This is a genomic window from Deinococcus aquatilis DSM 23025 (assembly GCF_000378445.1).
Classification (GTDB): Bacteria; Deinococcota; Deinococci; order Deinococcales; family Deinococcaceae; genus Deinococcus; species Deinococcus aquatilis.
Genome location: NZ_KB899696.1, coordinates 72592 through 96656, shown reverse-complemented (window position 1 = coordinate 96656; position 24065 = coordinate 72592). Strand labels below are relative to the sequence as shown.

General features: G+C 61.9%; 25 protein-coding genes. 17 read left to right on the top strand and 8 right to left on the bottom strand.

Features of this window, described 5'->3' with window-relative positions:
* Positions 1-140: 140 nt before the first annotated feature.
* Positions 141-2213, top strand: coding sequence for an NAD-dependent DNA ligase LigA (ligA, locus tag F561_RS0101740; protein WP_019008211.1), 2073 nt, complete (start codon positions 141-143; stop codon positions 2211-2213).
* A gap of 59 nt (positions 2214-2272) precedes the next feature.
* Here ligA and F561_RS0101735 read toward each other — a convergent pair whose 3' ends face one another.
* Positions 2273-3841, bottom strand: coding sequence for a subtype B tannase (locus F561_RS0101735; protein WP_026298521.1), 1569 nt, complete (start codon positions 3839-3841; stop codon positions 2273-2275).
* A gap of 353 nt (positions 3842-4194) precedes the next feature.
* Here F561_RS0101735 and F561_RS0101730 point away from each other — a divergent pair, with 353 nt between their 5' ends.
* The 4 genes from F561_RS0101730 to F561_RS0101715 are packed head-to-tail and all read left to right on the top strand — an operon-like array spanning position 4195 to position 6491.
* A complete protein-coding gene (locus F561_RS0101730; protein ID WP_019008209.1) occupies positions 4195-4566 on the top strand; it encodes an Asp23/Gls24 family envelope stress response protein in 372 nt (123 codons plus the stop codon).
* Positions 4563-5075: a transcription antitermination factor NusB gene (gene nusB, locus F561_RS0101725; RefSeq protein WP_019008208.1), complete on the top strand. Its 513-nt coding sequence runs from the start codon at positions 4563-4565 to the stop codon at positions 5073-5075. The genes F561_RS0101730 and nusB overlap by 4 nt, the downstream gene beginning before the upstream one ends.
* Positions 5072-5977: a bifunctional 5,10-methylenetetrahydrofolate dehydrogenase/5,10-methenyltetrahydrofolate cyclohydrolase gene (locus tag F561_RS0101720; protein WP_019008207.1), complete on the top strand. Its 906-nt coding sequence runs from the start codon at positions 5072-5074 to the stop codon at positions 5975-5977. Before nusB ends, F561_RS0101720 begins: the two co-directional genes overlap by 4 nt.
* Positions 5978-6032: 55 nt before the next feature.
* A complete protein-coding gene (locus tag F561_RS0101715; RefSeq protein WP_019008206.1) occupies positions 6033-6491 on the top strand; it encodes a divergent PAP2 family protein in 459 nt (152 codons plus the stop codon).
* Between the two features lie 103 nt (positions 6492-6594).
* Here F561_RS0101715 and F561_RS0101710 read toward each other — a convergent pair whose 3' ends face one another.
* Positions 6595-6975 carry an NADH-quinone oxidoreductase subunit 15 gene (locus F561_RS0101710; protein ID WP_019008205.1) on the bottom strand — a complete coding sequence of 127 codons (381 nt, stop codon included), beginning with the start codon at positions 6973-6975 and terminating at the stop codon, positions 6595-6597.
* A gap of 136 nt (positions 6976-7111) precedes the next feature.
* On the opposite strand from F561_RS0101710, the gene F561_RS0101705 reads away from it, so the two are divergent.
* Positions 7112-7687, top strand: coding sequence for a P-loop NTPase family protein (locus F561_RS0101705; RefSeq protein ID WP_051096801.1), 576 nt, complete (start codon positions 7112-7114; stop codon positions 7685-7687).
* Here F561_RS0101705 and F561_RS0101700 read toward each other — a convergent pair.
* A complete protein-coding gene (locus tag F561_RS0101700) occupies positions 7678-9510 on the bottom strand; it encodes an alpha-amylase family glycosyl hydrolase (RefSeq protein ID WP_051096791.1) in 1833 nt (610 codons plus the stop codon). The two genes, F561_RS0101705 and F561_RS0101700, sit on opposite strands and share 10 nt — an antisense overlap.
* A gap of 396 nt (positions 9511-9906) precedes the next feature.
* Here F561_RS0101700 and F561_RS0101695 point away from each other — a divergent pair, with 396 nt between their 5' ends.
* The 4 genes from F561_RS0101695 to F561_RS29425 all read left to right on the top strand — a co-directional run bounded on the left by F561_RS0101695 (position 9907) and on the right by F561_RS29425 (position 13759).
* Positions 9907-10968 (top strand): BMP family lipoprotein, encoded by a 1062-nt coding sequence (locus tag F561_RS0101695; RefSeq protein ID WP_019008202.1) that lies wholly within the window; start codon positions 9907-9909, stop codon positions 10966-10968.
* A gap of 138 nt (positions 10969-11106) precedes the next feature.
* On the top strand, positions 11107-12219 hold the full coding sequence (locus tag F561_RS0101690) for a BMP family lipoprotein (protein ID WP_026298517.1): 1113 nt from the start codon (positions 11107-11109) through the stop codon (positions 12217-12219).
* Between the two features lie 140 nt (positions 12220-12359).
* Complete coding sequence (ispG, locus tag F561_RS0101685) at positions 12360-13589, top strand: flavodoxin-dependent (E)-4-hydroxy-3-methylbut-2-enyl-diphosphate synthase (protein WP_019008200.1); 1230 nt, start codon at positions 12360-12362, stop codon at positions 13587-13589.
* 20 nt (positions 13590-13609) lie between these two features.
* The gene (locus F561_RS29425; protein WP_169389478.1) at positions 13610-13759 is read left to right on the top strand and encodes a DUF7710 domain-containing protein; all 150 of its coding nucleotides are present in this window, start codon (positions 13610-13612) and stop codon (positions 13757-13759) included.
* A 175-nt stretch (positions 13760-13934) separates the two neighbouring features.
* On the opposite strand, the gene F561_RS0101675 is transcribed toward F561_RS29425, so the two are convergent.
* On the bottom strand, positions 13935-15101 hold the full coding sequence (locus F561_RS0101675; protein WP_019008198.1) for a hypothetical protein: 1167 nt from the start codon (positions 15099-15101) through the stop codon (positions 13935-13937).
* 100 nt (positions 15102-15201) lie between these two features.
* Between F561_RS0101675 and F561_RS0101670 the strand changes: the two genes are divergently transcribed.
* Entirely contained in the window at positions 15202-15603 is a 402-nt protein-coding gene (locus tag F561_RS0101670) for a DUF4259 domain-containing protein (RefSeq protein ID WP_019008197.1), read from the top strand.
* Positions 15604-15608: 5 nt separating this feature from the next.
* Complete coding sequence (locus F561_RS0101665) at positions 15609-16112, top strand: hypothetical protein (protein WP_019008196.1); 504 nt, start codon at positions 15609-15611, stop codon at positions 16110-16112.
* Positions 16113-16358: 246 nt separating this feature from the next.
* Here F561_RS0101665 and F561_RS0101660 read toward each other — a convergent pair whose 3' ends face one another.
* Together F561_RS0101660 and F561_RS0101655 are read right to left on the bottom strand one after the other, a co-directional pair.
* Positions 16359-16784, bottom strand: a complete 426-nt coding sequence (locus F561_RS0101660) for a hypothetical protein (RefSeq protein WP_019008195.1) — start codon at positions 16782-16784, stop codon at positions 16359-16361.
* Between the two features lie 321 nt (positions 16785-17105).
* Complete coding sequence (locus F561_RS0101655; protein WP_019008194.1) at positions 17106-17963, bottom strand: M55 family metallopeptidase; 858 nt, start codon at positions 17961-17963, stop codon at positions 17106-17108.
* 88 nt (positions 17964-18051) lie between these two features.
* Here F561_RS0101655 and map point away from each other — a divergent pair, with 88 nt between their 5' ends.
* The 5 genes from map to F561_RS0101625 all read left to right on the top strand — a co-directional run bounded on the left by map (position 18052) and on the right by F561_RS0101625 (position 23043).
* Entirely contained in the window at positions 18052-18813 is a 762-nt protein-coding gene (gene map / locus F561_RS0101650; RefSeq protein ID WP_026298516.1) for a type I methionyl aminopeptidase, read from the top strand.
* A 325-nt stretch (positions 18814-19138) separates the two neighbouring features.
* The gene (locus F561_RS24515) at positions 19139-20212 is read left to right on the top strand and encodes an ABC transporter ATP-binding protein (RefSeq protein WP_169389477.1); all 1074 of its coding nucleotides are present in this window, start codon (positions 19139-19141) and stop codon (positions 20210-20212) included.
* Between the two features lie 85 nt (positions 20213-20297).
* Complete coding sequence (locus tag F561_RS0101635; RefSeq protein ID WP_019008190.1) at positions 20298-21125, top strand: ABC transporter permease; 828 nt, start codon at positions 20298-20300, stop codon at positions 21123-21125.
* The gene (locus tag F561_RS0101630) at positions 21122-21943 is read left to right on the top strand and encodes an ABC transporter permease (RefSeq protein WP_019008189.1); all 822 of its coding nucleotides are present in this window, start codon (positions 21122-21124) and stop codon (positions 21941-21943) included. Before F561_RS0101635 ends, F561_RS0101630 begins: the two co-directional genes overlap by 4 nt.
* Positions 21940-23043 carry a polyamine ABC transporter substrate-binding protein gene (locus tag F561_RS0101625; protein ID WP_019008188.1) on the top strand — a complete coding sequence of 368 codons (1104 nt, stop codon included), beginning with the start codon at positions 21940-21942 and terminating at the stop codon, positions 23041-23043. The genes F561_RS0101630 and F561_RS0101625 overlap by 4 nt, the downstream gene beginning before the upstream one ends.
* Before the next feature lie 103 nt (positions 23044-23146).
* Here the strand turns inward: F561_RS0101625 and F561_RS0101620 are convergent, their stop codons facing one another.
* Together F561_RS0101620 and F561_RS0101615 are read right to left on the bottom strand one after the other, a co-directional pair.
* Positions 23147-23494: a hypothetical protein gene (locus tag F561_RS0101620; RefSeq protein WP_019008187.1), complete on the bottom strand. Its 348-nt coding sequence runs from the start codon at positions 23492-23494 to the stop codon at positions 23147-23149.
* Positions 23495-23584: 90 nt separating this feature from the next.
* Positions 23585-24001: an ACT domain-containing protein gene (locus F561_RS0101615; protein ID WP_026298515.1), complete on the bottom strand. Its 417-nt coding sequence runs from the start codon at positions 23999-24001 to the stop codon at positions 23585-23587.
* Positions 24002-24065: the final 64 nt, after the last annotated feature.

Below are 24065 nucleotides of genomic sequence, written 5' to 3'. Positions count from 1 at the left end.
AAAGGGAAGGGACTGCTGAGGCGTTCTTTAGGATTTCTTTAAGTTGGTCAGCTTTGCAATCTGTCCCGGCTCTGTGTTGCTCAATGCGGCTTTACATTTCTGCGCTGGGCCGCCGAGGGCCGGAATGCTAGGCTGCCATCATGGACGCTGTGCCCGCCGGGAGTTCCGACCTTGCCCCTTCCGACACCCTGAACGACGTACTGCACGCCCGCTATCTGGCGTTGCGGGCCGAGGTGGATCACCACAACCGGGCCTACCACGAACAGGATGAACCTGAGATCCCGGACAACGAATATGACGCGCTGGCCCGCGAGCTTCGTGCTCTGGAAGCCGCGCATCCCCAGTGGGCTGCCGACCTTGCCGGGGCGGGAACCAGTCCGGCGCAGGCAGTAGGCGGCGCACCCAGCAGCGCTTTTCAGCCCGTGAATCACCCCACACCCATGACCAGTCTGGACAACGTATTCGATGACGCCGAACTGGGTGAATGGCGCGAAAAGCTGGCCCGGTCACTCAACCTGCCCGCCGATACCGACACCTTCACCTTTACGGGCGAACTGAAAATAGACGGCCTGAGCGTGAATCTGTATTACAGAGACGGGGAATTGCAGTGGGCGGCCACACGCGGCAACGGCGTCACCGGCGAAATTGTGACGGCGCAGGTGCAGACGGTACCGGGGATTCCAACCACCCTGCCCGGCCTGAGTGGAGAGCTGGAAGTGCGTGGAGAGGTCTACCTGAGCCGCGCCGATTTTGCCGCCTATAACGCGCAGGCCGAGGAATTGGGCACGCCTCTGCTCAAAAATCCGCGCAACGGGGCCGCCGGAGCCTTGCGCCAGAAAGACCCGGAGGTGACGCGCACCCGCAACCTCAAGGCCATCTTCTATGCACTGGGCAAGCGCGACGGCGTGCAGGCCGAGACCCAGGGGGAAGTGCTGGCGTGGCTGGCGGATCGGGGCTTTCCAGTTAGCCGCTATTCCGAGCACCTCACGGGGATAGACGCCGCTGCCGACTACCACCGCCGCATGATCGCCAACCGTGCCAATTTCGAGTTTGACGCCGACGGAACCGTCCTGAAACTCGATTCTCTGCATCTACAAAACGAGGCCGGATTTACCAGCCGTGCGCCGCGCTGGGCCATTGCCTATAAGTTTCCGGTGGAGGAAGTGGAAACCATTCTGGAAGAGATCGTGGTGAACGTGGGCCGCACCGGAAAACTGGCCCCGCTGGCCTACCTGCAACCGCGCCTGATCGAGGGCAGCACGGTCAGCCGCGCCACGCTGCACAACGAGGATTACATCCGCGATATGGATCTGAGGATCGGGGATACGGTGGTGGTTCGCAAATCGGGCGGCGTGATTCCGCAGATTATGCGCGTGCTGGTAGAAAAACGGCCCGAAGGCACGCAGCCTTACGCCTTTCCCACGCACTGCCCTCAGTGCGGCCATGAAGCCGTGCGAACCGAGGGCGACGCCAATACCTACTGCCCCAATCCGGCCTGCCCCGCCCAACAGTTCGAGCGCATCCGTTATTTCGTATCCAGAGGCGCGATGGATGTGCGCGGCATCGGGGAAAAGCTGGTGGCCCAACTGATCGAAACTGGACTGGTGCGGGACGCCGCCGACCTGTATACCCTGACCGCCGAGCAGATCAGCGCTCTGGACCGCAGCGGCGACAAGAAGGCCCAGAACATTCTGGCGCAACTGGACGCCAGCAAAACCCGCCCGCTGTGGCGATTGATCAACGCGCTGGGCATGAGCGGCGTGGGCGAGCGCAATGCTCAGGCGTTGGCACGGGCACTGGGCACGTTGGATGGTGTGCTGGCCGCCACCCCCGAACAGATCGGCGCGATTTCCGGCATGGGCGATACGCTGGCGCAGAGCGTCACCGCTGCCCTCTCTGACCCCAACATGCAGGACATGGTTCGCCGCCTGCGCGACTCTGGCCTGAATCCGGTGGAAGAAGCCACGCTGCGTACCGATCAACTCAAGGGCCTGAATTTTGTGATCACGGGAACGCTGAACCAGCCCCGCGAGGCGATCAAGGCCGCGCTGGAAGCCGCCGGGGGCCGCGTGACCGGCAGCGTCACGGGCAAAACCAGTTACCTGATTGCCGGAGCCGATGCCGGAAGCAAGCTGGCCCGCGCTCAGGAACTGGAAATTCCGGTGCTGGATGAGGCGGGGCTGGCGGCGCTGCTGGAAGAAAAAGGGGTGTAGGTGGTGGGAGTGCATCATCACAGAGCAGGTGAGGCACTCTCATTCATGTCGCTCAGGGTTTAGGACTTGGTTGAGACACTGTCGGCCCAGTCGAACAGGCTGCTCAGGTCGTAGTCGCCCCCATGTCCCTGGTTCCAGGGCATCCAGAAATCCACGTCATAGCCGCTGTTCTGAAGTTTCGTGGCAAGGATGGTCGGGATAGCCAGAGACGTGTCCTTGTCTGCCGTGCCGTGGCGGATACGCCAGTGTTGGGCCGTGGTGGTGCCGGAAGTGGCGATGTAATTGAGGGGGTTCATCAGCTTCACGGTTTGCGGATCAGCGAGCGTACCGCTGACCTTGCTGTTGGCCTTCCCGAACACGGTGAAGTGTTGGTTGTCCGCCGTGGATGTGCCGAAGAGCTGGTTTTCACCCGTATTCAGGCTCAGGCCATCGAAGGCGGTGGGGGTTTTTTGCCGTCCCACTGCGAGGGCATAAGCGTCAAAGTCTACGGCAGTGACCTTGCCGTTCTGAATCGTCAGGTATGTGGCCTTGCTCAGGTCGGTTCCACTGTCCAGTGCTTTTTGCGCTGACTGGGCCATCCAGGACGCCACAAATGCCTTGAAACTGCCGTTGCCGCTGGCATCCAGGGTCAGGGGCTGGTCACTGTTTTTCAGATTCAGGCTGTTCAGATAAGTCGTAAACTGTGGTTTCAGGGTGTTTGAGACGGCAATCTGGTCGCTGGGGAGGGTGCCGTTGACCATACTCCGTACCATCTGACCACTGGCATCTCGTGAAAACTGCATGGTCTGGAAGTTGTTCACGCCGTTGAATTGCCATTCGTAGGCGGCGTCGGCATGATCCAGATTGGTGATCGGGCAGTAACTCGATACCGCATATACGCTGGTGCTGGCCGGAGCCGCGCCCAGCGCCTTCAGGTAAGGCAGGTAGTCGGGGTTGTCTCCGCTGGCCCCCAGCAGGGCCGACAGTGCCCCGCCCGCACTCGTGCCGTTCGAGATGATCTTCCCGGCGTTCCCCGGCATGCGGGCGTCATTGAAGTGCAGGTAGGCCACGGCAGCCTTCAAATCCACAATGGCGGCGGGAGCCTTGCCGTAATACTCGCCCTTTTCGGTTTTCAGCGTGCGGCCCCGTGCGCCGGGTGCGGCCACCACATACCCGCGTGACAGCGCCACCTGTATGGCAGAAGTGGAGGCTGGGGCGGTGCCGCTCGGTACAGTTGCTCCGGTGGTAGCCCCGGTGGTCGCTGTGCCGCCTGTTGGAGCCGTACCACCCGTTGGAGCAGGGCCGCCACCCATGCCGCTGCGGGTCATGTTGCCGGGTTCGGCAGGCAGATACCCGCCCACCTGATTGGGCAGAAAGATCGGCGCAGTTTGGGCGGTGTACTTCCCGCTGCCCTGACCATCGAAGTACTCCTCGGGCACATAGATGTTCATGCTCTGATACTTCGTGTCTACTGGATTGGTCACGTAGACGACGGTATAAGCGCGGTATTTGTAGGTCTTGCCGTCTACCGTAACGGAACCGGCAGTGTACTTGGTGTCATCAAATTTCAGGGCGCTGCTGCTTTGCATCATGGTGCAGGAACTCAGCAGCAGGGCGGAACCGAGGGCGGCAAACATTAATTTTGACATAACAAATCCTCCCGTCGATGGGCCAGGCAGAGCACCGCCTAAGGTGAAGAAAACGGCGCACCACCCGGCATCAAGCAGATATAGTGACATGATTACAATGTGGGATGTATGTTAATTCACAGTTAAAATGACGCGGCTCGGTCTGGCAGGCTTCCAGCTTCCTTTCCAAGATTCGCAACTCTTTCTCCCTTCATCCGCCCTGCGTTTTCCATTCCCTCTGGCCTACAACCCGCATCCAGCTCTAACCCATGCCCATCTGTGCCCACCCTGACGCTGCGCCTATACGGCGCTGTGCCTATACACTGTGCCTATTGGCGGCCCCGGTGATTGCGGGTCGCGTGGAGGCATCAAGCATGGCGAACAACCCCCCCCAACCGTCTCAACCCGAAGTCGAAATCAGCCGCAACGTCCTGACCGATATCACGCAGGCCACGCTGGAAGGCATCGAAGGCATCGAAGTGGCGCACGCTTCTTTGAATGTGGGCGAAGTGCTGCGAAATCAGGGCAATCCCCGCCGCCCCCGCGCCCTGAAAGTGACCCGTGAAGGTCAGGCCGTGACGGTCGATGTGGGCCTGAACATCGAATTTGGCCGCAACCTGACCGGGCTGGCCGCGCAGGCCCAGCGGGCCGTCTGCGAAAACGTAGAACTGATGACCGGTCTGAAAGTGAAAGCCGTCAACGTGACTGTGCTAGACGTGACTTTGCCCAAAGGAGGCCACGCTTGACCCGCCGCCGTGAGAAGGCCAATCAGCCTGTCGGCACGCGCCGCGCTGCCCGTGAATTTGCGTTCAGGGCGCTGTTTCAGGCGGATCGGGGCGACCTGCCCCTGAGCGACGTGTTTACCCGTGCAGAGGGCGAAATGCGCGAGGGCGACGACACCTTTCCGCAACTGGCCCCAGACGCCGTCACGTTTGCCCGCGAACTGGTGGACGGTCTCGTGACGCACCGCGATTCCATCGATCAGACCCTGCGCCAGACCATTCGGGGCTGGAGCTTCGATCAGATGGCCCAGACCGACCTGAATGTGCTGCGCCTCGCCACCTTCGAGATGATGTATACGGGCACGGCGCACCCTCCAGTCATTGAAAGTGCCGTGCGAATTGCCCGCAAATTCGGCGGCGACGATTCGGGCCGCTTCGTGAACGGTGTGCTGGCGGGCCTGAGCCGCACCCTGCAAACCGCACCTGCCGTGCCCAGCGTAGAAGGCGGCGCGGAAGCCGAGGCCGACGAGTGACCGACGCCTCAGCGGGTCTGAGCGCTGCTGGCCCGAACGTTGCTCGGCCACTGCCGGGGCCGCCCGCCGCCGCCGCGCTGCTGGCCGACGCTGCCGCCCGCGCAGCCCGGTTGGAGTCGTCCCCGCACCTGTCTATCGTGCGGCTGGGTGACGATCCCGCCAGCGTCAGCTATGTGCGCGGCAAAGACCGCAAAGCGCGGGAAGTGGGCCTGCAAAGCACTGTGTACGCGCTGCCCGAAACCACCTCGCAGGCCGAACTGCTGGCGCTGGTGGCCCGCCTGAACGCCGACCACACCGTCAACGGCATTCTGGTGCAGTTGCCCCTGCCTGCCCATGTGTCCGAACAGGCTGTGCTGCACGCCATCGACCCGCGTAAAGACGTGGACGGTTTTCATCCGGTGAATGTGGGCGAGCTGTGGGCGGGCCGCCCGGTGCTGGCTCCCTGCACCCCCGCCGGAATCATGTACATGCTGGGCCACTACAGCATTCCGGTGGCCGGGGCGCGGGCCGTGATCGTGGGCCGCAGCCACATCGTGGGGCGACCTCTGGCAGCCATGCTGCTCAATGCCCATGCCACCGTGACCATTGCCCACAGCCGCACGCCTGATCTGGGCGCAGTGACGCGGGAAGCCGATCTGCTGTTCGCCGCCGTGGGCCGCGCCCACCTGATCACGCCCGAGATGGTCAGGCCCGGAGCGACCGTCGTGGATGTGGGGATCAACCGGATCGTCGGCGCGGACGGCAAAGGCCACCTGACGGGCGATGTTCACCCGGACGTGGCGGCGGTGGCGGGCGCACTGACCCCAGTGCCGGGAGGCGTGGGGCCGCTGACCATCGCGCAACTGCTGGCGAATACGGTCACAGCGGCAGAAACGCAGGCGGTGGCCCGCAGTTCAGGCTGACCTGTGCAAACTGGAACAGAGTGCAATTCTTTTCACCCGCTAAACTGAACGCCGCGTGAATACGTTCGCTGAACTTCTCGGAAACCGCTGGCTCCTGACGGCTGTGCTGGCCTCCACGGGGGCGCAAGTTCTCAAAGTCCTCCTGATCCTATTGATAGAGCGGCGCTGGCGGCCCGCTGCCTTTATGGAAACGGGCGGCATGCCCAGCAGTCACTCTGCCATGGTGGCGGCCCTGACCACGGGCATCGGCCTGACGCAGGGCGTGGGCAGCCCGCTGTTTGCCGCCAGCGCCGTTTTCGCCCTGATCGTCATGTACGACGCCACCGGGGTACGCCACAGCAGCGGCATGCAGGCCCGCCTCCTCAACGAACTCGTAGACGAACTGCGGGCCGTGGTGCGCGAGGGATTTGCGCCTCTACCGCTGCGGGTGCTGCTGGGCCACACTTATCTGGAAGTGGGGATTGGAACGCTGCTGGGGGTGGGGGCGGGGTTTTTCGCCTTTACGGTGATCTAAAACTTGGGAGTGGTCAGTGGATAGTGGAAAGGGCAAAACCCCATTGAGTTTGGGTGTTTTGCCCTTCTCTTTTCCCACTTCCTACTGACCACTACCCGCTTTTCTACGCTACGCCCTGCACCGCCCCCGCCAGCAGCAGGCCCAGCCGTTCCCGCGTAAAGGCGCGTTTGCCTTCCCAGAGGCCGCCTTCTGGCCCGGCGTGCAGATGCCAGTGCTTGCTGCCTCCCATCAGGCGCAGGCTGATTCCCTTGAGATCCACATGGCGCGGGCTGACAGCGGCCACCAACAGCGGTTGCCCGCCCGTGCCCACACTGACGCTCATGACGGTGGTGGGCAGGTCGTAGGGGCGCTCCATGCGGTAGATGTAATCGGGAAAATCGGCAATTTTGGTGAAGGTCAGGCCACGCGCCGTAGCCTCGGCGTCCAGCCAGCCCAGCAAGTCCATCCAAGCGGAGTACAGTTGCCCGTCAGTTGCATGTGCCATGTGGCACAAGTGTAATACGGATCGCGCCGGATTCCAGAACAGTCTCGCCTGACCCTGAACAGAAGGGTCGCCTGCCCTGCCGATATGAGCCAATCAGCCTATGCGCCCAGCCTGCTCCCCATGCTTTTCTGTGCCCGTGCAGCGCATTTTGGTGATCGGAACAACGGGCAGCGGCAAAACCACCTTGGCGCGGGCTATTGCCGGGCGTCTGGGCCTGCCACACGGCGAGCAGGATGCATGGAACCATCAACCCGGCTGGCAGCCTGCGCCCACAGAGCAATTTCGGGCGCAGGTCACCGCGTTTACGGCCCAGAGTGCCTGGGTCATGGACGGCAATTACAGCAAGGCGCAGGACATCGGCTGGTCGCGGGCCGATACGCTGGTGTGGCTGGATTATCCGGCCCCGTTGGTGTTCTGGAGATTGCTGCGGCGCACCGTGCGGCGGGTGGTCACGCAGCAGGAACTCTGGAACGGCAACCGCGAAAGCCTGCGCGGGCAATTCTCGCGGGAGAGCGTCTTGCCGTGGTTTTTCCGCACCCACTGGAAACGCAGACGGGAAACGCCGCAGCGGATCGCGCAGTTTCCGCAACTGGGCGTGATTCGGTTGCGTTCGCCGGGGGAAGCGGCGAGGTGGCTGGCCTCCCTGAGCGCTACGCCAGAGATGCAGACGGCGGCCAGCCAGATCACAATTCGGCCTGAGCCTCAGCCCTGAAGGAGGAGCCGCCCGCCCACGGCTTCCAGCGTCACTTCGCCGCCCTGTATGGCCTCGCCCGTCAAGGCGTCGCGCCACTCTCCGGCGGGCAGCGTCAGCGTGACCGAGTGGGCTTCGGTGCGGCGGCTGGCAACTATGGCGGCGCGTTCGGTGCGGCCATCCGCGTGGGTATATTCGCGCAGATAGGCCAGGGCGTCGGCCTCGGCGTGCAGGAACCGCAGGTTGCCTTCCTGAAGGGCATGTGTGGCGCGGCGTACTCCGATCAGGGCTTTCACTCTGGCGCGTAACTCGGTGTCCCAGTCGGCCTCATCCCACGGCATCGGCTCGCGGCACCACGGCATATTTCCGGCGCGGCTCTGGGTCACGCCCACCTCACTGCCGTAATAGGTGCAGGGTACGCCCGCATAGCCCATCAGCAGCGTAAAGGCCGCCAGAAACAGCCTGCGATCATTGCCGACCCGGTACATGGCCCGCCCGATGTCGTGCGATTCCAGCAGGTTCACCATGCTCAGGCCCACCTGCGGCGGCAGCGCGTGGTAGGCGTCCCACAGGATTTCGGCCACTTCTGGCCCTGCCAGCAGGCTGGGTTCCGAAAAATAGGTGGCCCCGCTCAGCCACTGCATCACGGGCAGCCCAAAGCCGTGATAGTTCATGGTGCTGTCTTCGCCTTGCCCGTCCAGCGCGTGTTCGGGATCAAAAAAGCGTTCTCCGAAAATAAACGCGTCGGCCTTTTCCTGCCGTGCCGCCGATTTCAGGGCGCGGTGAAGGGGCAAGTTGTCTTCGTCGGTGCCGCCCGTGCCGATCATGTGGGCCACGTCCAAACGCCAGCCCGCCGCGCCGCGCCGCAGCCAGTGGCGCACCACACTTTCTTCACCGCTCAGAAATTCCTGCACCGCCAGTTCGTTGCGGTAATCGATCTTGGGCAGGGTGGGCACATCGAAAAAGGCGTGGTAAGGCGGCTTGCCGGGTTCGTCGCGCCAGGTGAACAGGCCGCGTTCGGGGGCCGCCTCATCTTGCAGCGCCGCCTGAAACAGCGCGTTTTCGTTGCCCATATGGTTGAACACGCCGTCCAGCACCAGCTTGATACCTGCGGCTTCGGCGGCCCCGGCCAGTTCGTCCCACGCCGCGTCGCCGCCCAGGTGAGGGTCTACCCGGCGGTAATCGGTGATGTCGTAGCGGTGGTTGCTGGGCGAGACGAAAATGGGCGTGAGCCACAGCGCGTTGATGCCGAGATCGGTGAGGTAGGGGAGGGCCTGAGTCACGCCGTTCAGGTCGCCGCCGTAGTGGGCGTGAATATCGCCGTGGGCGTCTACCGGGGTGTTCCATTCCACATGCTCCACCGGGCGGCCCTCATAGATGTATTCGCCCGTCTGCACGTCGTTGGCGGGGTCGCCGTTGCGAAAGCGGTCTGGGAAGATCTGATAGAACACGCTGCGCCAGGCCCATTCGGGGGCGCGGTGGCCCGCCAGATACTGAAACCAGTTGCGAAAGCCCCGGCGGGTGTGGTGCAGGCCCAGCGCGGTCAGGTTCAGGTGATCTCCGGGCAGATCCAGCGTCCAGGCGTAGCGTACGCGGTCACTGTGGAGCGGCAATTCGGCCTCGAACCAGCGGCCCTCGCCCGCCACCCCGGTCACTTCCCGCGCCCCAAAACTCTCGATTTCGCCCACCTGCACCACGCGCAGGCGCACCGCCGTCACGGGCAGGGTGGTTCTCATGCGTACGGTCACACTGCCCCCCCGCGCCGCCCCCAACCGGGAGGTGTAAGCGGGTGTGTGGTCGTGTTGGGCGCTCAGAAGGGAAGAAAAAGCGGGACTGAGAGTCATAGAAAGCCTCCGGGGGAAAGGAAAAACACAAAAAAGACGTCTGGCACGGCCCGCCTGCGGTGTGCAGAGGAAGGTCGTGCCAGACGGCAAGCGTTGCCTGTGAACTGTATGGATTCAGTGTGCGCGAAAGATGGAGTGTGGTCAAGGGGTCGGTATCTGCGGAGGTCGCTGCTTACGTGCCGCTCTGTCAGGTACTACCCCCAGCGGGTGATTTGCTGATTTTTTCACGAGTATGCCTGTTATAAGCGAGAAAATATACGTGTAGCCGGAGCTGGGCGCGGCAGCATGGGGTCGATGAAACGCACTGCCACTCCCCGTTTGATGACGGCTTCCTCCTTAGTTGCTTCGGCTTCTTTCCGCCGTTTCTCTGTGTGTGCCGTCTCGCTGGCGTTGGGCATGGCTCAGGCCGCGCCTGCCAACACCATCGGCCTGGCATTCGACGTGGGCGGCATCAAGGACGGCGGATTCAACCAGGCAGCCTACGAGGGAGCGCAGAAGGCCGCCAAGGAACTCGGCCTGACCATCAAGACGGCCCAGCCCAAAAAATCTGCCGAGATCGGCAAAGGGGTCACGCCGCTCGTGCAGAGCGGAGCGGGTCTGGTGATCGGGGTGGGCTACGCCAACAACGACGCCATCACCACCTCGGCGGCGACTTTCGGCGGCAACCGCTTTGCGGTGGTAGACGACCTGCCCAAAGGCAAAAACGCCGTGGGCCTGCGCTTCCGCGAGCAGGAAGGCAGCTTTCTGGTGGGCTACCTGGCAGGCAAGCAGAGCAGTACAGGCATCGTGGGCTTCGTGGGCGGCGTGGACGTGCCCGTGATCCAGAAATTCCGGGCCGGATTCGCGGCGGGCGTGAAATTCGCCTGCCCCAATTGCCGCGTCGTGAGCGCGTTCGTCGCCAAGACCAGCGCTGGGTTCAACGATCCCAAAGCCGCCGCCGTTCTGGCCGCCAGCATGACCAAACAGGGCGTGGATATCATCTTTCCGGCAGCGGGAGCGAGCGGTCAGGGCGTGGTGAATTTCATCAAGGCGCAGCCCTGCCTGAAGGCCAGTAGCCTCCCCGCAGGCGTGAAATTCAAGAGCGACCTGTTTGCAGGCGTTGCCAAGAGCGCCGCATACAAAAAACTGTGCACGACTGCCTCACGCCCGCTGTTTTTTATTGGCGTGGATACCAACCAGAACGCGCTCGGAGACTTCGACAAGCAGGCCGCCACCCTGAACCACGGGCTGACCAGCATGGTGAAGCGGGTAGACAATGCCGTTTACACCATCGTCAAGGAATATGCCGAAGACCGGCCCTGGCGCGGCGGCGACCGTTCTTTCGGCCTCAGCAACGGTGGGGTCAGTGTGGCGATCGATACCTATAACCGCGCCCTGATTCCGGCGAGCCTGGAAACCAGCCTGAAAAAAGTCGAGCAGTTAATTACGGACGGGGTCATTAAGGTGCCCACCCAGTAAGTGCAGTAAGACGGGCGAACGAGTGTGTCGGCTAGGCTCAAGGTCAAGTTTTCGCTTCACAATCCAAATCCCTCACTTCTGTCGTCTGTGACGCTTTGACCGTTCGGGTCGGCTCATACGCGCCAGAGAAAGGAGCGTATGAAGACCTTGCCTTCTCGCCGCCATGCTGTTCTGATGTATTCCCTATTTCTGTGTAGCAGCCTCGCGGTTTCTGCCCCCGCCGTCCCCAGCGTCATGCTCCTGTTCGATCCTGCTGGGCGGGCCGACAATGCCATCAACCAGAGCGCCAGTGACGGCCTTGACCGGGTGGTACGGGACAGTGGTATTCCATTCGCTTCCAACGCTGTGACTGGCCCGGACGACGCTCTGGCCCAGATTCGGGACGCGGCCAAAGCCAACACGGTGGTTATTGCTGTGGGCGGCGTCAGCGTCGGCGCACTGACCAAAGCGGCCAAAGAGTTTCCGAATGTCAAATTCATCGGCGTAGACAGCCTGCCCAGTGGCCTGAACACGGCGGGTCTGCGCTTCCGCGAGCATGAAGGCGGATTTCTGGCAGGCGCGTTGGCAGGCAAAGTGACCAGCACCCAGATCGTCGCAGTGGTGGGGGCGGGCAACGATCCCGTGACCATCAAATACCGTGCAGGCTTTATCGCAGGCGTGAAATTCGTGTGCGGCAAATGCACCGTGCTGACTGCCAACGTCACCAAGCCCAACGACATGTTTGGGGCCACCACCCTGACCAAAGGCCTGTTCGCCAAAGGTGCAGACATCGTGCTGGCTGCCGCCGGAAGCAGTAGCCGGGGTGTGGTCACTGCGGCCACCACCGTCGAATGTCTGAATGTCAAAACCCTGCCCAAAGGCGTGACTTTCAAGAGTGACGTGTTCAAGAGCATCTCCCGCAGCAGCGATTACAAAGGCACCTGCAAAGGTGATACCCGCCCGGTGTTCGCCATCGGCACCGAAAGCAACATGAACCGCTACGGCGATACCGATGTAGACGCCTCCACCCTCAATCACACCCTGACCAGCGTGATCAAGCGGGCCGACAATGCCGTGTACGCGATCCTGAGCGATATCACGGCGGGCAGGCCGTGGCGACCCGGCGAGCGCGGTTTCGCCCTGCAAAACGACGGCATAGAACTGTCTATCGACAAGACCAACCGCTCCCTGATTACTCCCCAGATGGAAAAAGACCTGACAAAAATCCAGAAGCTGATTATGGATGGGGTGATTAAGGTTCCAGTGCAGTGAGAAAAACGGTGAGTGGTCAGTGGAAACGGCGCGGGAGCTTCAGCGCCGTTTCTGCTTTTGTCTTTCGCTTTTCCCACTGACCACCACCCACTTCCTGTTCTGTCCCTTTCTTCCCGCCCCGGCCCGCGTAAACTGTACGCATGAGTCCTGCACGCCGCCAAACCGTCACCGCCTGGGTGGGCAATGTTCCCGTGGGCAGTCAGCATCCGGTGGTGGTGCAGTCCATGACCAACACCGACACCGCCGACGCCGAAGGCACCGCCATTCAGATTGCTCAGCTGGTGCGGGCGGGGTCCGAACTCGTGCGCGTGACCGTGAACACCCGCGAGGCCGCCGCCGCCATTCCCGAGATCGTGGCGCGGCTGGCAGAGGTCGGCATCAGCGTGCCTATCGTCGGGGACTTTCATTACAACGGCCACATCCTGCTGCGCGAGTTTCCCGAAACGGCGCGGCTGCTCGCCAAATACCGCATCAACCCCGGCAACGTGGGCGCGGGCCAGCACCACGACGCCAACTTTGCCACCATGATCGAAGTCGCCAAGGAATTCGGCAAACCCGTGCGAATCGGCGTGAACTGGGGGAGCCTGGATCAGCAGGTGTTGGCCCGCCTGATGGATCAGAACGCGGCGGCGGGCAGTCCCAAAACCGCCACCGACGTGATGATCGATGCGATGGTCGTCTCTGCGCTGGAAAGTGCCCAGTACGCTGAAGAACTGGGCCTGCCACACGATAAAATCCTGATCTCGGTGAAAGTGAGCAGTGCCCCCGAACTGTGGCAGGTCTACCGCCAGTTGGCGGGCCTGTGCGATTACCCGCTGCACCTCGGCCTGACCGAAGCGGGCATGGGCATGAAAGGCATCGTGGCAAGCAGTGTAGCCCTCGCGCCTCTGCTCACGGAGGGCATTGGCGATACCATCCGCGTGAGCCTGACGCCCGAGCCGGGGGCCAGCCGCAAGTTGGAAGTAGAAGTGGCCCAGCAAATTCTGCAAAGCCTCGGCATTCGCCAGTTTTTGCCGCAGGTGACGAGTTGCCCCGGTTGCGGGCGCACCACATCCAGCTTTTTTCAGGAGCTGGCCCAGAAGATTCAGGACTATATCCGCGACACCATGCCCGACTGGAAGGCCAAATATCCGGGTGTAGAAGACATGCAGGTGGCGGTCATGGGCTGCATCGTCAACGGCCCCGGCGAGAGCAAGCACGCCAATATCGGGATCTCGCTGCCCGGAACCGGAGAGGACCCCCGCGCCCCGGTCTATCAGGACGGCAAATTGCTGACCACCCTGCGCGGCCCCCGCATTGCCGAAGATTTTCAGGAACTCATGGAAAAGTACGTGGAGCAGCGGTATGGGCGGCAAACGGCAGAGGTATGAGCGAGGAGGAGTTGCCAGGTGTGTGGGTTTTTCTGGGTGCTCACGCAAGGCAACCCGCCGCCGTGTTTTCAACTCTGGAACTGGGCGAGGCTTGGGTCAGAAAGCAGGGTTTCGACGGCCTGTTGACGTGCTCTCCGCTGGATGTGAGCGCCTACGACTGGGCCGTGTAAACCGGGCGATTTAAGCCTAAGCCGTTGCCTCAAAGTGTTCTTGCCAGTTTCACCTCAGCCGCTCAGCCACATCAACACTTTTCGGCCCCTCCAACAGAATCAGGTTGAATCCTGATACAAGACGAGATGAAGCCAGCGGGAGCAACGTCCGCCAGCTTCATCCTGACCAGTGGGCTTAGCAGCCGAGGGGCTTTTCTACTCTGACCACGATGTTCTTGTTGAAAGAATAGATATAGGTGCAGCCCGAACTGTCTGCGCCGTAAAACCATTGGGTCGCGGTAGCGATATCCTTTGCCAGAGCCACGCCGTCAGCGCTGTAGATTCCGTATTTGGTGAACACGGGGCCGCCCTTCCAATCACTGGGAATGCCGTGACCCTTGAAGACATTGAGGCGGTCTCCGCCAGCCACTTTGGGCATCGTCGCCAACACTTGAGCATATTGTTTGTCGAAAACCCGGTCGGCGGCAGGCTTGATGGCCTTGACGGCGGCTTCGGCTTTGGCTCTGCTGGTCTCTGTTGCGTCTACGAGGGCTTTGACATTGGTGCTGCCCAGCTTGGTTGTCCCCGGCAAGGTGGAGTCAGAGGCCGTGTCCTTGACCTTCGTTGCTACGTCGGCCAACCAGTAAGCAGCAGACTTCAAATCACGGTACTTCAGCAGCACATCTAAATCAGTTTTGTTCGGACGGGCAGCAGCCTGTGCAAAGGTCTTGAGGTGGCCCTCATAGGTCGATTTGAGTTTGCCCAGTTCGGTCAGCGCAGCGGCGTTGGCCTTGGCCAGCACTTTTTGTGCCACCACCAGCCGTGCTGCACAGTCTTCGCCCACTTCCGCGTTGGTAAAGTCATCACCCTGAGTAATCATCACGTCGGCCAGAGAGGGAAAACTCTTCAGACCGCTGCGAACCGTATTCACACAGTCTGTCAGCAACTTGGCGCGGGCTGCGTCGTTGTGGGCGTCACTGAGGGCAACTGCCCTCGCCTTGCTGTACGCGCTAGAAATACTGGCCTGCACCGCTTGGGCTTCGGGGCTGCTCGAAGATCCGATCTTTTTGACCTGAGACGCGCAGTAGTCGGAGACATACTTTGCAGTGCGGACAGGATTTGAGTTCGGCACCTGCTCGCTGCCGAGCGCTGGATTGGCTTTGAGGAGAGGTTCGAGGGCATTGGCGCAACTGGTGTACTGTTCCTGGGCAAAGTTGATCAGGGAACGATCCATGTACTGATCGCCTTTTTTGGCGTCCATATACGCATTGAACATGGTGTTTTCTTCGCTGCCCGTGGCGGCGAGCGCGACGCTGGACGGCAAGAGCAGGAGCAGGCCGAGGGGTTTCAGGAGAGATTTCACCCGAACAAACTAACATCTGGTCATTTAAGCGTCTGCTAGAAATGTGAATTTTATCTCACTCTCGTCTAGATCTTTCCCAAAAGCTGGCAATATAGACCCTATGAACGTCTGGGGAACTGGTCCTTTTGAAAACGATGCAGGCGCGGCTTTCGTGCAGGAAGTTGTGCAGGACGGCGAATTTGCCCTGGCCGAAGCCTTCGAGGTGGCCCTGGACCCCGATACGGTGTTCCTGGCTGCCGAGGAAGGCCACCGTGCCTATGCTGCCGCCGCAGTCCTGGCCGCCGTGCTGGGCGGCGAAACAGCGGGAATAACCGACGCAGGCCTGCGCTCCTGGGTACAGAATGCAGATCAATCCGAGTTGGTTTCCCTGCAGGACATCGCACGGGACGCCCTGGAACGGATTGTCGGCCCAGACAGCGAACTGCCCGATCTGTGGGAAGACAGCGCCGATGCCGAAGCATGGCAGGCCGAAATAGAGCGCTTGCAGGGTGTGCTGGAATAGGGGAGATGGGGCAGGGTCGGTTCGCTCTCAATATCGACCCAGACAGCGTGCTTGACCTGCTGGTAAAAGAACGGTATGGCCCGTCCTGCCTCCTGCCTGATGGGGTGGAAGGATACCTGAACCAGTTGGCGCGGCGCTGGGGCTGGCAGTCTAGATCCGTGCCACCAATGCTCTATCAGAGCTTTTGGGTCAGGCATTGGCAAGATCAGTACGGCGCTCCGTTGGGCGTCACGTTGCACCGGGAGAGCGTGACCGCTGTCGTGTTGCCGGGGGATGAGGAGCCGCTAACCGACACACGCCACTATCAGGCTCTTGGCCCTTTGGCCGAGGCGTTGAGTTCGGGCGGCCGGTTAATCCTGCCTGAACCCGATTGGCTGGCTGCGCCGTTTACCGCTGCCGAGCGCAAACGTCTGGCGGCTTCGCGGTCTGGCGGGAGCTGGGAAGCCTACAGCCTGCGCTACTGGAAACCGACTTCACGCGGGGCGGCCCTGTTCAACGGCTGGGATTGATACGGATTCCGATGAAACACCGAAAAGCACGGTGTTTCATCGGACTTGCAAAGCTCTGCGGAGCAGCTCTACGAGTGCGAAGCAGAGCGAGGAGGAAAGAGTACGGGCTACGCGTTATGGAGGAGTGGCGTCCTCTCCTGCGGAGCTGTACCAGACATGGGCGTCCGTTCACGACGATGGAAGCCCAAGCGGTGCTTCAAGGTTGTGGCGGAATGAAGCGGAGTCCCTATGACCCGCAGGGAAAGCTCAGAACCGCAGTTCCAGCCCTACCCCAGCCCCGATTTGCCCGCCAGTGTTACCGCGTACGAAGGCCCGCCATCCTGCTGGCCCCAGCAGAGGCCCGCGCAGACCTGCTTCCGCGTAGCCCACCACCGTACTGTTGGTGCTCAGAAGTTCGCCGCCCACCGTGCCGAAGGCGTCCACCCGCGTCAGAGGCAAATTTACGTCGCGCAGGGTCAGGCCCGCTGCGTAGCGGCTTGGGCTGCTGCTCCACTGCTGCTCGGCGCTGCCCTCCACGCCCAGGGTGCCGATAAAGGGCACGCGCAGCAACGCTATGCCCGCATGAACACCGTATCCGGCGGTGGTGGCATTGGCTCCGGCCCACAGGCTGGCGGCGCTGGCCGGAGCAGACAGGGCAGATAAGGTCAGGAGGGGAAGCAGGAAACGGCGCATGAAGCACAGCTTAAGCGGGCGGCATGAGAGCCGATTGGTGGGTGTGCGGGTGGGTCTTTCCAGCCCTGCGTCTGAGTACGTCCTGGCTGCCGTTTCGGGATTTTGCAAACGGCGCTCCATCCCTCCACTCTCGCCAGGACGTACTTCTGTCCTTTCTCGCTCTGCTCGGATACCTCAAAGGGGATCAGGGAGCTACTTAAGTACGTTGCACTTAACATTGCGCGTTTCCAGAACAGCACCAAAACCGCTTCATTCCCAGTGCAACGCACTTTTTTCGGTGCTCGCTTCACTCGATTTATCTAAAAGATAAATGCGACCTATTTAGCCGTTCAGCCGCACTTCGGCCACCTTCGCCAGCAGCCGGAAGGTCTGAAACAGGTGATAGGCGTCCGGGCTTTGCCAGGCTACCGTGACGGCATCCACCCGCATCACGCCGGGCACCCGCTCGCACTGGTCAGCGCGGGCCTGATGATCAAAACTCAGTTGCACCTGCGCGGGCCAGCGCGTGGTGTATGGCGTCGCCTGAGCTGCCGCCCGCACGCCCGCTTCTGCTCCGGCCCGGATGCGTCGCTGGGCCTCGGCGGGGTGCAGATGCACGGCGGCAAAGGTGCTCAGTCCTTCTTTGACGGCCACGCCCACCACCTGCTCTCCCAGTTCCGCCTGAATCTCGGCAATGGCGATGTCGTCTCCGGCAGCAAAGACTACAGGCACGCCGTATTGTCCGGCCAGCAGCGCATTCAGGCCGTATTCACCTGTAGAAAGGCCATTGATTCTGACATCCCGGATAAAGCCGTTCCAGGTGTGTGCCAGCGGGCCGCGTGGACTGCCTGCGCGGGCGTGATAGCCCACGAACAGCAGTGCGCCCGTACCTGGTTCCTGCACGCCCTGCACCATGCTCAGGGGTTTATCGTTGCCGCTCGTGAATCTCAGGCCCGGCAGGTCAGGCAGCAGTTCGGGCAGAAGATTTCGCATCGTGTCGTGGCTGTCGTTGATCAGGACTTCGGTGGCTCCGCCCGCAAACGCGCCCTCGGCGGCGGCCACTGCTTCCCGCGTCATCCGTTCGCGGGCTGTCTGGTATTCGCCAGCGTTGACCAACCCGCCAAATTCCGGGGGGCTGACCTGCACCCAACTGGCAATGCCGCATACGCCTTCCATGTCCACACTGATCACGACTTTCATGCCCAGAGCCTAGCGCCTGCCGGGGCTGTGGCCCTCCTGTGGTGCCCGTTCCCAAGGCGCGTTTGCAGGCGTGCTACCCTCATTTGTTATGAGTCGAGTGGCCCTTAAATCTGCCCGTGAAATCGAAGCCATGCGCCGTGCGGGGGCGCTGGTGGCCGATACGTTCCGGGTTCTTGATCCCTTTGTTAAACCCGGTGTCACGTTGGCCGAACTGGACCGGATTGCCGAAGAACACATCCGCAAGGGCGGCGCGGTGCCTGCCTACCTCGGCTACGGCCCCAAAAACAATCCCTTTCCGGGCACCATCTGTGCCAGCGTCAATGAGGTCATCTGTCACGGCATTCCCGACGGGCGCGTGTTGGAAGAAGGCGACATCATCGGTGTGGATATCGGCGTGCTGATGAACGGCGTGTACGGTGACGCCTGCTACACCTACACGGTGGGCAACGTGAGCGCCGAGGTGCAGGGCCTGGTCGATACTACCCGCGAAGCCCTCGCCGCTGGCCTGGACGTGGTGCGCCCCAATGCCCGCACAGGCGATATCGGCCACGCCATCCAGACTCTTGCGGAAGGCCGGGGCTACGGCGTGGTGCGTGAATACACCGGGCACGGCATCGGCAAGCGCCTGCACGAAGAACCCACCATCTACCATCACGGCGCACGTTATACGGGCCTGAAACTGCAACCCGGCATGGTTTTCACCATCGAACCCATGATCAATCTGGGCCGCCCCGAAACCCGCCTGCTGCCCGACGGCTGGACCGTCATCACCGCCGATAAATCGCCCAGTGCCCAATTCGAGCATACATTGGTGGTGACGGCCAAAGGGCATGAGATTCTGACGCTGTAGGCGTGGGCGGTGGGAGAGGATTTGGCGTTGACGATTGTGGGTGAACCCCCCAGTCTGCTTCTGAAGGGGAGCGCAAAAGTGCCCTTGTCCTCCCCTTAAGGGGGGGCGTTGCGCCAGCAACGGGGGGTTGGATTGCCCAGCCCCCTGACCATTCCCTGCCCCCCAAGCCTTACAATTCGCTGCGTATGGGACGTATTTCTATGCAGGTTTCTCCGCAGATGCTTCGGCAGACTCGCCCCCCCGCCGTGAGGGTACGCCCATAACCGCGCCCACCTTCAAGGGACGCCGTACCCGCGAACTCTCGGCAGACGCGGCGGTCAGTGTCGTGGATGTGTTCAAGAGCTTCCGCAACGCGCAGGGCGGCGAAACACGCGTACTGGACGACATCGACCTCGATATTCGCAAGGGTGAATTTTTCAGTTTGCTGGGGCCGAGTGGCTGCGGCAAAACAACCCTCTTGCGAATTCTGGCAGGCTTCGAGCAACCTGACGCGGGCGCAGTCCTGATCGGTGGGCGCGACATGACGGGTGTGCCGCCCAACCTCCGCCCCGTGAATACCGTGTTTCAGAGTTATGCGCTGTTTCCACACCTCAGCGTGTTTGACAATGTGGCGTTTGGGCTGCGGCAAAAAGGCATCGGCGGCGCGGCCCTGCGTGACCGGGTGGGGCGGGCGATGGAAACCGTGCGGATCGGAGATTTCGGCACGCGCAAGCCCGATAACCTGTCGGGTGGGCAGCGGCAGCGGGTGGCCCTGGCCCGCGCCATTGTCAATGAGCCGGAAGTCCTGCTGCTCGACGAACCCCTCTCGGCCCTCGATCTGAAGCTCCGCAAGGAATTGCAGGTGGAACTCTCCAACCTGCAAGAAACATTAGGCATGACCTTCGTGTTTGTCACGCACGATCAGGAAGAAGCGCTGGTCATGAGTGACCGGATTGCCGTGATGAACCGGGGCCGCGTGGAGCAGCTCGGCAAGGCCGAAGACCTCTACGAGCGCCCCCGCACGGCCTTCGTCGCCAACTTTCTGGGCCAGAGCAATCTGATTCCCGGCAAGGTGCAGGAAGTCGGCCCCGGCGGCGCGGTGGTCATGACCGATCACGGCCCCCTCAGAACCGTGTACGGCGCAGACCTGAACGTGGGCCGCGAGGTCATGCTCTCTATTCGCCCCGAAAAACTGCGGATGGAGCGAGACGATGAAACCGAAGGCAACGAGGTTCGCGCCCGCGTGGACGACATCGTGTACACCGGGGCCGAAAATCAGTATCTGCTGGAGGCCAACGGTCAGCGCCTGGTGGCCTTCCAACTGAATTCGGATATCGGGGCCGACGAAGATTTCGACTATGAGGAAGAAGTGGCGCTGTATCTGCCGCCCGCCAGCCTCGTAATCTTGGAGGAAGGGTGAGGGGGGCGGGTTTGACTGGAGCTTCTGTCGCTGGCCCCGCCTTTTCCACTGACCACTTCCCACTTCCCACTCCCGGTTTCCCCCCATGCTGACGCTCAGGCGCTTTTTTGCCACCCTTGGTCCCGGCGTGCTGTGGCTGGCCGTCTTCCTGATCGTTCCCGTGGCGATCATGTTCGGCTACTCGCTGCTGACCCGTACCGATCTGGCACAGGTGGGTGGCCCGCTGACGCTGGAAAGCTGGGGCCGCGTGTTCGGCTACGACGCCCTGTTCCGCGAATGGGTGCCCGATAACCTGCGCGTATTGGGCCGCAGCGTCCTGATCGCCGGATTTTCCACGCTGCTGTGTGTGCTGATGGGCTACCCGCTGGCCTTCTACATTGCCCGCCAACCCGCGCGGCGCAAGAGCTTTTTGCTGCTGCTGCTGATTATTCCGTTCTGGACCAACTTCCTGATCCGGGTGTACGCGTGGATTCTGATTCTGCGCCCCTTCGATCTGGTGCCCAGCCTCACGGCCACCTTTCTGGGCATGGTCTATGCCTTCTTGCCCTTCTTCGTGCTGCCCGTGTATTCCAGCGTGGAAAAGGTGGATTGGCGCTTGCTGGAAGCGGCTCAGGACCTCGGCGCACCGCCCGCGAAGGCGTTCATGGCCGCCGTCTTTCCCCAGACTCTGCCCGGACTGATCGCGGGAATCTTGCTCACCTTTATTCCGGCCCTCGGCACCTTCGTGGTCAGCGATATTCTGGGCGGCGCAAAAACGGCCCTGATCGGCAACCTCGTGCAGAACCAGTTCGGGCAGGCCGGAGACTGGCCCTACGGCTCGGCCCTCAGTTTTCTATTGATGGGAGCGGTATTGGTGGGCCTGTGGCTGTATGCGCGGGCGGCGGGGCAAAAGGGTCTGGAGGAACTGATATGACCCGCCGCACCCACCCCGCCCTGTCTGCGTGGGCCTGGCTCGTGTACGGCTTCCTGTATCTGCCTATTCTCGTCCTGATTATTTTTTCCTTCAATGACTCCAAATTCGGCGCGACCTGGGCGGGCTTTACGACCAAGTGGTACGGGGTCTTGCTGGCCCGCGAAGATGTGCGCGAGGCAGTGACCAATACGCTGCTGGTGGCCCTGTCCAGCACGCTGATCAGTACCGTGTTGGGCACGCTGGTGGGGCTGGGGCTGTGGCGCTATTCGTCGCGCTTCCGGCTGCCGCTCACGTTCCTGCTGGTCACGCCCATCGTCATTCCTGATGTGGTCATGGGCGTATCGCTGCTGATGTTCTATTCGTTGGTACGCGGCGGTCTGGAACTCACGGGCTGGACGTTCGAGAACGGTTTCTGGACGGTCATGTTCGCCCACGTCACGTTCCAGATCAGCTATGTGGCCCTGACCGTGCGTTCGCGGCTGGCGGGCTATGACCGATCTCTGGAGGAAGCCGCCCGCGATCTGGGCGCAAGTTCGGTGCAGTCCTTCCTGCGCGTGATTTTGCCGCTGGCGCTGCCGGGGGTGTTGGCGGGGGCGCTGCTGGCCTTCACGCTCAGCCTCGATGATTTCGTGGTTACGTATTTCACCAGTGGGTCGGGCTTTCGTACCCTGCCCGTGCTGATCTACACCAGCGTCAAAAAGGGCGTGACCCCTGACATCAACGCGCTCAGTACGCTGCTGGTGCTGTTTACAGTGATTGCCATTATCGCGGCCAATGCCATCATGCGCCCGCGTGCAGGCCGGGGAGGAGAAGCGTGAAACGCTTGCTGATGCTGGCGCTGCTGGGCCTGAGCGCCTGCCACCGCATAGAAACCTCGGACACCGCTGCCGAGGGGCAGGGAGCCACCACGCCCGCACCCGTGGAGCGCAACGGCGGGCGGGTGCTGCGGATCATCATGTGGTCGGACTACATCGATCCAGAGGTGGTTAAGCAGTTTGAGAAGCGAGAGAACGCCCGCGTGATTCTGGATACCTTCGAGAGCAACGAATATATGCTCGCCAAATTGCAGGGCGGCGGGGCCAGCTACGACCTCGCTACGCCCAGCAACTACTTTATTCAGGTCATGGTGCGGGCCAAGCTGCTGCAACCGCTGGAAGCCCAGAAACTCTCCAATTTCGGCAACATCGGCGCGGGTTTCCTGAACCCCAATTTCGACCCTAGCAACGTGTACACCGTGCCCTATCAGTACGCCGCCACGGGGCTGGCCTACAACTCGGGGCGCTTTACGCCGTCCTCCGAAAGCTGGAAGCTGATTTTTGGCGACACCGACACCGTGCGCTTTTCCTTGCTGGATGACCCCCGCGAGGTCATCGGCGCGGCCCTGAAATATCTGGGCTATTCGGTCAATTCCAGCGATGTGGCCCAGCTCCGGGAAGCCCGCGATCTGCTGCGCCGCACAGTATCCAAGCGCGGTTTTGAGTCGTTCAGCGGCGGCCCCGAGGTACGGAACAAACTGCTGGCTGGAACGCTGGATCTGGGTCAGATCTACGTGGGAGACCTGCTGCAAGGCGCAGCCGAAGACCCCAACCTGAAGGTGTACCTGCCCAGCGAGGGCACCACCATCAGCACCGATACGCTGGTGCTGCTCCGCGGCAGTCCCAACCCCGCGCTGGCCCGCAAATTCGTCAACTTTGTGCTGGAAGGCGAAGTCAGCGCGGCCATCAGCAACTACACCTATTACGGCAATCCCAACACTGCCGCCGCGCCCCTGCTCGACCCGTTCCTGCGCTCTCAGAAGGCGTTCAATCCCTCGCAGGATGACCTGAAAAGTGGCAAGGTGGAATTTATCAACGAACTTCAGGCCGGCAATACCACCCGCCTCTATGACCGAATCTGGACGGATCTGAAGGCGCGTTAGGCCCCAGCGACTTCAGCGCGGGAAGTGCAGCCTTCCCAACACCGCCCCCGCCGAGATACAGCCCCCGCCTGTGCACAGGCGGGGGCTTCCTTTTTCTTCCAACTCAGTCCGGCAGATTCACCGGGCGGGCGCTGTCCAGCCAACCCCAATCGCGCAGGTAGGCCCGGAAATCCGACAGTAGCAGGGCGGCTTCGGCGCGTTCGGGTTCCGGCAGGGTTCGCAGCCATGCCTCACTCGTCAGGTGGGTATAGGCCAGCAGAGGCACGTTTTCGCCCAGGCCCGTGCCCAGAAAACACTCGAAGGCGGCCAGTAACGCCCCCCGCCGTGCCCGGTCTTCCAGACTGTGCAGCGGGGCCACATGCAAAAAGGCGTCGGCAGCGTCGGAGAGCAGCACCCGTTTGGAGGAAGGGTGGGGCGGCATAGCAGAAGGCCGGGGCGCAAAATGAGTCATGCCCAAGCCTGCGCTGGGTGTGTCAGCCGACTTTGAGCCGCAGGTCAGGGCAGGGTCAGGTGAGGCCGTCTCGTGGTCAGTCCTGTGCCATCAGTCTTTGAAGATGTGGCCTGCCGCCTCCAGAGCCGTCTGCGCCTGTGCCACCTGCTCGGCCTTGACCAGCACGTAGTCAGTGTCGAAGGTAGACAGAGCAAAAATCCCTATGCCTGCGGCTTTCAGTGGATTCAGTACCGCCGCGAGAATGCCGGTCAGATGGAAGGGAAAGGGGCCATGCAGGCGCAGCGCAGCCCAGCCGCCTTCCAGCTTGAAGCCGTCCGGTAGGGGCGAGGGCACATTTTCCTCGGCGGTCACCACACTTACTTCGTCGGGTGCGCCCACCACTGCCCACAAAGTTCCCGAAGCTGCCCAGGTCGGTAAGGAGGCCGCCGCCGGAAGCTGCACTACCACGAATTGTCCGGTCAGTATGGACAGGGTCAGCACAGCGGTTTCTGATGTGGTTTCATTCACTGAATCAGTGTACATCTATGTTTTTTTCGTCAATCTGATAGCTTTCTGACGCGTCTGAGTGCGC